Below are 9,200 nucleotides of genomic sequence, written 5' to 3'. Positions count from 1 at the left end.
TACGCATCAAAGACAAACACGTAAACCAGCTAAACAAAATAGCTGGGAGTGTTAACTATGCGTGGAACTATGTTAATGCGTTAAGTTTTGAGCATCTAAAGCGAACAGGTAAATTCTTTAGTGCCTACGACCTAAACGAATACACCAAAGGCAGTGGCGAACTATTAGGCTTACACTCACAAACTCTGCAAGCCATAAACGAAACTCATACCAAATCTCGTAAGCAGTTTAAAAAAGCCAAACTAAATTGGCGAACCAACCGACCCGATGCCAAGCGAAAAAGTTTAGGTTGGATTCCTTTTAAAAAGTCAGCAATCAAACATCTGCACACCAGACAAACGGGAAAGAAAGCACTTAAATCAACCATACAGCTATCGCTCTCTAAGGGTCAAAAGCTCATCATAGATGTCTTTGATAGCTACAACCTAAGCCTGTATCAAATCAACACGCTTGAGATAGTGCAAGACAGCCGTAATCGTTGGTATGCCTGTATTACCGTCAAAGATTTTCCTAGACAAGTAAGTGGGATGGGCAGCGTTGGTATTGACTTAGGCTTAAAGGAATCTGCTACCACATCAAACGGTGACAAGCTGACAACCAAACAAACGCAAAAGTGGGCTGAAAGGCTTGCAATAGCTCAACGAGCGAAAAACAAACAGCGTGTCAAAGCAATACACGCCAAAATCAAAAATTCAAGGTTAGATGCAATTCACAAATTCACCACCAAGCTTGTTAAAGACAATGCTTTGATTGTGGTTGGTGATGTTAAATCACGCTCATTCACAAGTAAGAAAACCAACCTAGCTAAATCAACATACGATGCAGGATGGTTTGAACTCAAAAGACAACTGGAATATAAATGCAAGTATGCAGGTTGTCAGCTTGAGATAGTAAATGAGAGATACACTACCCAAACCTGCTCGTGCTGTGGCGATATGTCCAGTAGTCCGAAAGGTAGAGCAGGTCTTGGAATCAGAGGATGGAGGTGTGCTGAGTGTGGCACATGGCATGATAGAGATATCAATGCCGCTAAGAACATCCTTGCGGTCGGGCTTGACCGTCTTGCAGAAGGAATCCCCTCACTTTAGGGAGGGGAGGAAGTCAAGCCGTAAGTCATTTCATTGAGCGGTATCTACATCGCCCGATAATAATACCGATCCAACCTCGGCACATCATCGGTGTGTAGCGCTTGTGACTGCTCAAAAAACGTCACTTGCGTAAGCTTGACGCTACCCGGACATTGAAAATTGCAAAGCATGATGTTCTGTATCGCTTCGCGATTACTCTGGTTCGATGTCGCTTTAGTGAGAATATAAGCGTCATCACCGAATACCTCATGCCAGTTGTTAAATAGCGTTTGGCTATAGCCATGCTCTGCGTTGGCCTTGCCGATCATATTGGCCATGATATAGCTACTATTATTCTGAAACTGGCGTAGTGCTTCGATAGTGTACAAGTTCCCTGCCACATGACGCCCTTGAAAGGCATCAATCAGCATAAAGTCATAACGCGCCTCGCGATGACGGGTTAAATAGCCACGTGCATCATCACCGATGAACTTAATATTGGGCGCGATTGGTGCTTTTAAGAAGTGCGCTTCTACAATGTCGGGTAACCCCTTATCAATGTCGATAACCGTCAGCGCCATATCCGGATTATGATGCGCCACTTCGCTAGGTGTGCCCATCCCTGCCCCGCCAAGGAATACTAAAGTCTCAGGTTTGATGTCATCAATGGCTTCGACGGTAATCTTACCGTACCAATGGCAGTTTTTTTTGGCGAGATAGAGCCAGCAGCTACTGGTCGTCTGTCCGGGTTTATCGGTAATAGTCACCGCTAATTGCTTATCGATGACGGTTTGCTTAATAAACCAAGCGTTTGTCGCAGTCTGATAGCCGGTATCGACTTTATTCAAGAATATAAAAATAAAAGTCACCGCGACTGCCGCTAGCGCAAGGCTATAATTCATGCGATGGGTCGATAAACTTAGCGGCTCATCACTCGCAATTTGCACTGCTAAGCGCGTACATAAATAAGCGCTAATGGCCAAAGCGGCGATAAATAACGCGAGGCTACTCATTAGGCCAATATAAGGCAGCAGCAATATCGGCGTCAGCGTCGAGCCCAGCACACTACCGACAGTAGTAACCGCCACCATCATGCCGGCATTCTTGCCAGCATCAACGCCGTCAGCGTTCTCATACTTTAAAGATAAAAACTGAGTAATCAGCGGAATAGCGGTCGAGCCAAAGGCCAATCCCACCCCGAATAATAGCCCAACGCCGATAGCAGCGATAATCGGACTATCTACACTGGCGGTCATGGCGGCAAGAAGTGGCAGCTGAATAATACAAGCAATGGCGTGAGAGATAGCCGATAAGGATAAAACGTGTCCGGCCTTAAGTAATGCCTGTCTTGGGGTGTGAATATCTTGTGAGAGACGACCGCCATACCAGTAACCTAAGGCAATGGCGATCAGCACCATCGCGAGGATAACGCCAGTAATAGAGATGGACGCGCCGATATAAGTGGCGGAGATACGAATGGCATATATCTCAATCCCCAAACCGGCAAAGCCCTCAAGCAGGGCGATCGCGAGACAAACACCTAACACCTTTTTTTGCATAAAATGAGTCATCATCATATTTTAGATGAGGTGATTTTACACTATTGGGGTTGGGCGTGTTTGGGAAGTGGTTGTTTGGTTTAATAGAAAGAATTTAATTAAGGCATTATTCGACAAGGCGAGCCATTAGGAATATCGCACTCGATACGGGCATTGGATGGCGATTTTGCAACAGCAATGATAGGCTGCGCGGTGTCGGTAGTCCAGCCTGCTGCATCAGTGATACTGAGACAGGCACTAGGTGTCGGCGCGGTGGCGACAGTGTTGCCGTCTTGGTCGTTGAGCAGATAATAGATATGGTTGCTATAGGACTTCGCCTCAGACATACATGCACCCTGCTGGGCTTCCGCGATATGTTGATTATAACTGGGGATTGCAATCGCTGCCAAGATACCGATGATAGCGACGGCGATCATTAGCTCTATCAAGGTATAGCCAGATTGCGCGCTGCCTGATTGTGTCAGGTGACGATTTGCGGCAGTATGATGTTGATACTTCATAGCGTTATTATCAATTAATGGGATAATTGCTATGGTGCAGAGAGTATGCCAGTTAGGTTTGCGGCGATTAGCCAGTTATTAAACATAAAAAAGCCAAACAATTCGTTTGGCTTTTTATATAAAGCGAGGCACTTCACAAGCTGTTTTATAGGAGATAGCTGTTGTCTAGCAAAGCAGTATTACCTGAGCTGGGCTAAGAGCCCAGCCTACGCTTGCGTAATTAGATTTGATCACAAGTTTTTGGGCGAACTTTTTGGTCTAAATTAGAAGTACATTCCCATGTTCCTGCAGCCTCATCATATGTGAACTTTACATCTTTATCAGCTACAGAAGCGTTTAATCCTTCATCTTTAAAGTTTGCTGTTAATACACAGGTTTTATCCGTATCATTTGGTGCAGCTGTAATAGACTCAACAAACTTGCCATCCGTAGTAATCTCATATAGTGCACCAGCGGCTTTAGCATCTACTTTATTTTCACCTTCTCCTGACGCTTCAACAGGTTCTGAATTGCTACAAGCTGCCAGACCATTCGAAGAAATACCTTCCACAACTGGCGTTTTCAATCCAGCTAATAAGGTCATGGCTTCAGATACTTGAGCGCGAGCAGTATAGTTCTGATACTGAGGAATAGCAATCGCCGCCAAGATACCGATGATGGCAACCACGATCATTAGTTCGATTAGGGTAAAACCTTTTTGAGCAGTGTTCATAAGAACTCCTTAGGGTAGTATAGAGACAGTCGATTATAGACGACCTATCTTTAATTTACAGATTAAAATTAGCTATTACGCCTTACAGTATTAACTGCATATTACATGCCAAATATCAAAACTCACTGACTTTATTGAACATAATAGGTTTTACCCTATTTTTTACCGTTTATAACAGTAATTTGACCGCTTGTTAGTGTATCGTTAACATAATGTTACTGTCAACCTGCTAATTCTTGTCAGTTCAGTCACTTAACATAACAGAGCGTAACTTTGATTGACGTTTTTTGTCAATTACTTATGACAACTGACAAAATTTATATCATCATTGCCATTTCAAGGCGTTTAGTTCCACTGATCGCCGCTGCCGCAAGTGTTGACATTATCGATCATTCGACATTTAACTCCTAAATGGTTAAGAGTTAAAACGCCGTCGGCTTCCATCTGACCACCCTCAACTGGAGTCGCGGTAATAGTCCAGTTAGCAGTCAATGGGTCCGGTGTTACCGTCACCGTGTAGAGCGCTGTACCCTGAGACGGATAATCCTTATTATCGAAGTCACTCATCACCGCCGTGCTAATGGTGCTATAGCTGCCTTGTGCTAGCTTTCGGCTCTCTATTGTATTAGCAATGTTTTGCATCTCATTCATCACATCAGCGCGGTTGGTTCGCTCCACATAGCCCTGATAGCTTGGATAAGCAATAGCCGCGAGTATACCGATGATAGCGACGACGATCATCAGCTCTATTAGGGTGAAGCCGTTGGTATTTTTTAGCATTACCACTCCTTCTGACCTGTACCACAATCAGGCTTTTCAATATCAATAGCGCTCTTGTTTTGGCAGCGTAGGCCATTACTGGCTAGGACGATATTACTCGCATCTTGAGTGATACCCGTCTTGCTCTTCTCCGCTAGCATCTTCCACGACCTGCCAGTGGTGGCATTGACCAAATTTGGCTTGTTAGGATCAACCGTAGTGACTAGTGAATTGCCCGTAGCTGTACCATCGACTAGCGTAATCTTGTAGCGGTAGTTGCTAGAGTCTGCCCCGTCTGGCACATAAATAGTGGTGTTATCCGCTTCATCATAGCCATAAGTCACCGTACTATCATTAGCGATCACTCGTGGCTCAAAGCCTTGATAGGTTAAGGCACGCGCGCGCCAGCGCTCAAGATCAATCTGTAGCTGTAGCATCTTCGCCTGAGCATCGCGCTCAGCATTCATGACCACATAGCGGCGATAGCTAGGGACAGCGATAGCCGCGAGGATACCGATGATCACGACGATGATCATCAGCTCGATGAGGGTGAAGCCTGCGCTAGCGCTACGCTCTGATACTAAGCGGTCTGTCGCCATAGTTGCCATTTGCTGTTGTCCCCGCTTATTCACCGTTATGGAGTAGCACGACTCGCCACCAGTGCATTATTCGCCCGTTCTTTGTTGATACCAAGCTTTTGGTTGTAGAGTATAGCGCTCATTGAACAAAAACTCGGTAGCGCTGCCATCACCGCCTACGAAGGTGGGACTACCTGTGCCAGGATATAGATCCTTGATATTACTATCGTTTTTGAAGCTATCTTCATTGTAACCAGCACGATTGGCCGCTTTAATACGTTCAGTAATGGTGGTGGTGCCGATCAACACTTTAACGTCTTTGTTGTCCGCATTATAGGCCCCAAGGGTCAGCTCTTGGATACCTTGCCCTGCTGGGATAAAACCGCCAGTACCTGTAATAGAGGTTTCATCCATACAGATACCATAAGGCAGACAGTATAACTGACGCTCCGAGCCGCCCATAATCCGTGCGGCACAGCTTGAGACTGTGCCATAGAGCTTGTCAGGATTATAAACAGTGGTATAAAGGATGTTATTGATCGCAGTCATGCCGCCTACGCCTTTATTATAGCGCACGTTGTTATAGCCATCGAAGCGAGTTAATGGATAATACCAACCTTTTTTATCACCCGTAATCATCAAGTTTTTGGTAGTGGTTTTTTTCTTCTCGTTAGGCCGAGCTCCAAGCTTGTCTGCTAGGTTGACCAGATCACTATCTTTTAATTCTGTTATGGAAGCCTTAAATCCGTTTTTATACAGATCGTTACTAGTAACGTCGCTATCAATAATGCCATAGATACGGTTGGCATATTTGTTGTTATCACGCAAGGTCGATAGCGGCGAGCTGCGGTTACCAGAGATAACGTTGACCAAAGCAAATATCTTACCGTTGTTTACGCCACCTTCACTACGATAAAAACTGACCACCGGACGATTATAAAAACGATAAGCATATTTATCGTTGCTATTGGGCTGTAAAATACGGGTGATGCCTTTATTGCCGAACTTACTGACCGCTTCAAAGCCAAACTGTTCAATCCGCGCATTTTCGAAGTCGGCGCGGAACACTTGCCCGCCGAGGTCGGCGGCATAGAGGTGGTCCATTAAACCATCGTTATCTCTATCTAGTACCGTAATTTCACCCGTGAAGCTGTGAATCATATTTTCATTATCACTCTTGCTAGCTGACCAGATCAGCTCGCCAGTTTTAGCATTGATCATGTAGATAGCATTGCCTTGAGCAGGCTTACTAGCAGTGGGTAAATATTCAGCATCTTCGTAGCTCATATCATAGCCACCACCGAATATCAGCACGTCAGTAGCCTCCGTATTTTTCTTAGTCTCTGAACCTTTAGTTAAACGAATTTTGGCCGCGGTGGGTTTACTCCAGATCTGACCTAAGCGGCTAAAATTAGTGGATTTGTCACCATTAAGACCCTCAGGAGTAATGCTAAACTCAATCTTGGGGCTAGACCTTTCACTAATATCGATACCATAGAACGCCTCGCCGCCCATACGCAGGCCGCCGTAAGCCATCATGCTACTGGCAGTCACTCTATTATTATCTAGATCATAGTTATAATCAGTCTCAACTAACCACGGCGCATCAACCCCAAAGTAGGGCGTGCCAACTTCATCTTTGAAAGAGCCATCAACTAAGGCTTTTGGCTGAGTTTCCATCATCAGCTTGGGGATAATCGCAAACTCTTCCTCACCGGTCTCCGCATCAACCAAATGCAGTGCCCCATCCATTGAGCCAAATAATACGTAATCGTCGCGCGTATCAGTGATACGGCCATTACCATCAAGATCAGCACCATAAGATACCGCTGTCGGAGTCGAGTGCACGACCCCGCCGAGTACTTTGACTTCTTTAACAGGCTTATCAAGCTTTAATTTATTGACATCTTTATTACTGGTAGGCTGACCGTCATTGGTAAGCACTTCATCAAAGCCTAAAAAGCTTAGCAAGCGGCGTTTATTAATCTCATCGCCTTTGTTGTAGACATTATCAACAAGCGTATCAAAACCTACTGGCTTACCATTACTGTCCACCGATACTTTACGCAAGATAGGTTGATTATTTGAGGTGTCTTCTACATATACCGTACGCACACTTGATAGCCCAGATGCTGGGGTTTTTAGTTGTGCGTAGACGCCGCCTGCCATAATATCGTTGTTGGCGGTTTTGCCACCTTTGATAAAGTTACCATCTTGCCATAAGTCCCGCGTGCCTGTATTAAGTTCACCTGCAATGTTTTTAAACAGTAAATTATCGCTTTTACCATACAATGTGCCTTCATCTAGGTTATATTTTTTAAGATTACCACGCCAAATACTAGCAGCTGAGGCAATATCGGGGTCAAGCATAGGCAGATAAGCATAGGGCAGCTGATTGGCGGCGCGATAAGGATCATCTGGAATGGTAATGGTGCCCGAGGGTGCGGTATTGATCGTTTGTACTAAGTTTGCAGCGAAGTCGGCTACACTGGCAGCGATGTCTTTTGACTCCTCAGTGTAATAAAAACCGCCATCGCCAAAGGTCTTAACTTCATTGTCGCCTTTACGCTCGCCCAGTCTACATAGGTTTCGGGCGTTTGTGCCTACACTACCACTTTCACAATCAACGACTTTGACTTTTTTGCCATTGGTAATAATATCTCGTGTCCCTGTCAGGCCATCAAAAGTCTTACCAAAGCCTACCGTAGCCGTCTTAATAGGTAACTTACCGGGATTAGCAGGGTTACGTAATAGCTGAGAGTAACTTGCCATACAGCCCCAGCCTTGCTTACTGCTTCCTGATAGACCTGTTAAGCTGCTGTTGTCACATGAGTCTATTGATAAAGTAGAGCCTTTCAAAGACATGTTCATTATCGCTTTTGATTCTGAGTCCTTGATATTATTAGACGGCACACCATCTGTCAGCAGATATATGCCATTACCACTACACTCATCATCATTGAGTGGTGAGATATACGCATTTTTATTTTCATTTTTTACTTTAGAAGTCGTAATAGAGGCAGCGAAACCACTATTTTCATTATCACCTGCAAAATAAGTACGACCTCTATCATCATGATCAATATTAGAGCTAGAGTTCACATAACCGGAGATTGAGCTATATTCATCATCCCAGCTGCCCCAATTACGGCAATCATAAACATATATATCTAACTCATCATCGTATGATAATGAGCTTTCATTACTATAGCAGCGCCGCCAATAAGGATTTCCTCTATAATACTCGCGTTCAGCAGCGACCGTAACATCGTCAATAGTAGTTGTACCCATCATATAAGCACCGGCTTCTGTCAAAGCTGGCGCTGTAGGTGTGCCGCCATTGGCTGTTAACTCTTTAATTTTCTTGATAAGCTCTATGCGTTGATCGGGAGTTAAAGCGCGTGTTGGTGCTAATACATATGCTGAGTCACCATCGCTATCGTAACTAAAGGCACCCACGCCTACCTCATAATCATCTGGTAATGTGCCTTTGTCTTTATCTTCGATCTTGTTATTAGCTTTGATTTTGTCGCCCTTATAAACCTCGTCAGCCAGCATTTCTATCAGCGCTTTTTGTAGGCGCGTTAGTCTATCAAAGCGCATGACATCATTATCATCGTCATCTTCTACATAACAACCCTTTGGTGTGAAATTAATACTCTCAACAAGGTTGCTATTGAGCTTGCCATCAGCGTCGCGCCCGCGTATGACTGCAGTGATCTCTTCTGAGCTTTGGCTTTTATATTTGCTCTCACATTCGTCACCATAGTCATTTTCTATACTGCGCTCGTCCATACTGCCTGAGATATCGAGCATCATAAAGATAGTGGCCGTACCTGGTTTGGCAGCAGCATAGATCTCCAGATCGCCAATGGGCTTGCGGTTGATCTGGCTGTTGTCAGTGTAGGCGGGCGTTGTCATTAGCCCAGTGATGATCGCTGCTGCCAATACTTTAACAGGCCATGCATGGCGATCAGATGGTGCTTTATCTCTGTGTTTCATGACCTATTCCTTATATGCGATAA

General features: G+C 44.8%; 7 protein-coding genes. 1 reads left to right on the top strand and 6 read right to left on the bottom strand.

Annotated elements, in window-relative coordinates; translation table 11 throughout:
* The coding region (locus W234_RS0104410; RefSeq protein ID WP_025645133.1) for an RNA-guided endonuclease InsQ/TnpB family protein at positions 1 to 1,088 on the top strand (1,088 nt) is incomplete at its 5' end.
* 44 nt (positions 1,089 to 1,132) lie between these two features.
* Here the strand turns inward: W234_RS0104410 and W234_RS0104405 are convergent.
* From W234_RS0104405 to W234_RS0104380, 6 genes are all read right to left on the bottom strand, one after another.
* A complete protein-coding gene (locus W234_RS0104405; RefSeq protein WP_025645131.1) occupies positions 1,133 to 2,626 on the bottom strand; it encodes a fused MFS/spermidine synthase in 1,494 nt (497 codons plus the stop codon).
* Between the two features lie 98 nt (positions 2,627 to 2,724).
* On the bottom strand, positions 2,725 to 3,126 hold the full coding sequence (locus W234_RS14915) for a prepilin-type N-terminal cleavage/methylation domain-containing protein (RefSeq protein ID WP_025645127.1): 402 nt from the start codon (positions 3,124 to 3,126) through the stop codon (positions 2,725 to 2,727).
* 220 nt (positions 3,127 to 3,346) lie between these two features.
* A complete protein-coding gene (locus tag W234_RS0104395) occupies positions 3,347 to 3,838 on the bottom strand; it encodes a pilin (protein ID WP_025645125.1) in 492 nt (163 codons plus the stop codon).
* A 345-nt stretch (positions 3,839 to 4,183) separates the two neighbouring features.
* Positions 4,184 to 4,618 (bottom strand): type IV pilin protein, encoded by a 435-nt coding sequence (locus W234_RS0104390; protein WP_037058931.1) that lies wholly within the window; start codon positions 4,616 to 4,618, stop codon positions 4,184 to 4,186.
* Positions 4,618 to 5,205 (bottom strand): type IV pilin protein, encoded by a 588-nt coding sequence (locus W234_RS0104385; RefSeq protein ID WP_025645120.1) that lies wholly within the window; start codon positions 5,203 to 5,205, stop codon positions 4,618 to 4,620. Before W234_RS0104385 ends, W234_RS0104390 begins: the two co-directional genes overlap by 1 nt.
* Positions 5,206 to 5,262: 57 nt before the next feature.
* Positions 5,263 to 9,177 carry a PilC/PilY family type IV pilus protein gene (locus W234_RS0104380; protein ID WP_025645118.1) on the bottom strand — a complete coding sequence of 1,305 codons (3,915 nt, stop codon included), beginning with the start codon at positions 9,175 to 9,177 and terminating at the stop codon, positions 5,263 to 5,265.
* Positions 9,178 to 9,200 lie beyond the last annotated feature (23 nt).

The sequence above is a fragment of the Psychrobacter sp. TB15 genome (genome assembly GCF_000511655.1).
In the GTDB taxonomy this organism is placed as follows: Bacteria; Pseudomonadota; Gammaproteobacteria; order Pseudomonadales; family Moraxellaceae; genus Psychrobacter; species Psychrobacter submarinus.
Note: the sequence above shows the minus strand (reverse complement) of the source record. Positions and strands in the feature narration are given on the sequence as shown.

Excerpts from the sequence above, each read along its gene's own strand:
- W234_RS0104395 (WP_025645125.1), bottom strand. The coding sequence starts at position 3,838 with ATGAACACTGCTCAAAAAGGTTTTACCCTAATCGAACTAATGATCGTG.
- W234_RS0104385 (WP_025645120.1), bottom strand. The coding sequence starts at position 5,205 with ATGGCAACTATGGCGACAGACCGCTTAGTATCAGAGCGTAGCGCTAGC.
- W234_RS0104405 (WP_025645131.1), bottom strand. The coding sequence starts at position 2,626 with ATGCAAAAAAAGGTGTTAGGTGTTTGTCTCGCGATCGCCCTGCTTGAG.
- W234_RS14915 (WP_025645127.1), bottom strand. The coding sequence starts at position 3,126 with ATGAAGTATCAACATCATACTGCCGCAAATCGTCACCTGACACAATCA.
- W234_RS0104390 (WP_037058931.1), bottom strand. The coding sequence starts at position 4,618 with ATGCTAAAAAATACCAACGGCTTCACCCTAATAGAGCTGATGATCGTC.
- W234_RS0104380 (WP_025645118.1), bottom strand. The coding sequence starts at position 9,177 with ATGAAACACAGAGATAAAGCACCATCTGATCGCCATGCATGGCCTGTT.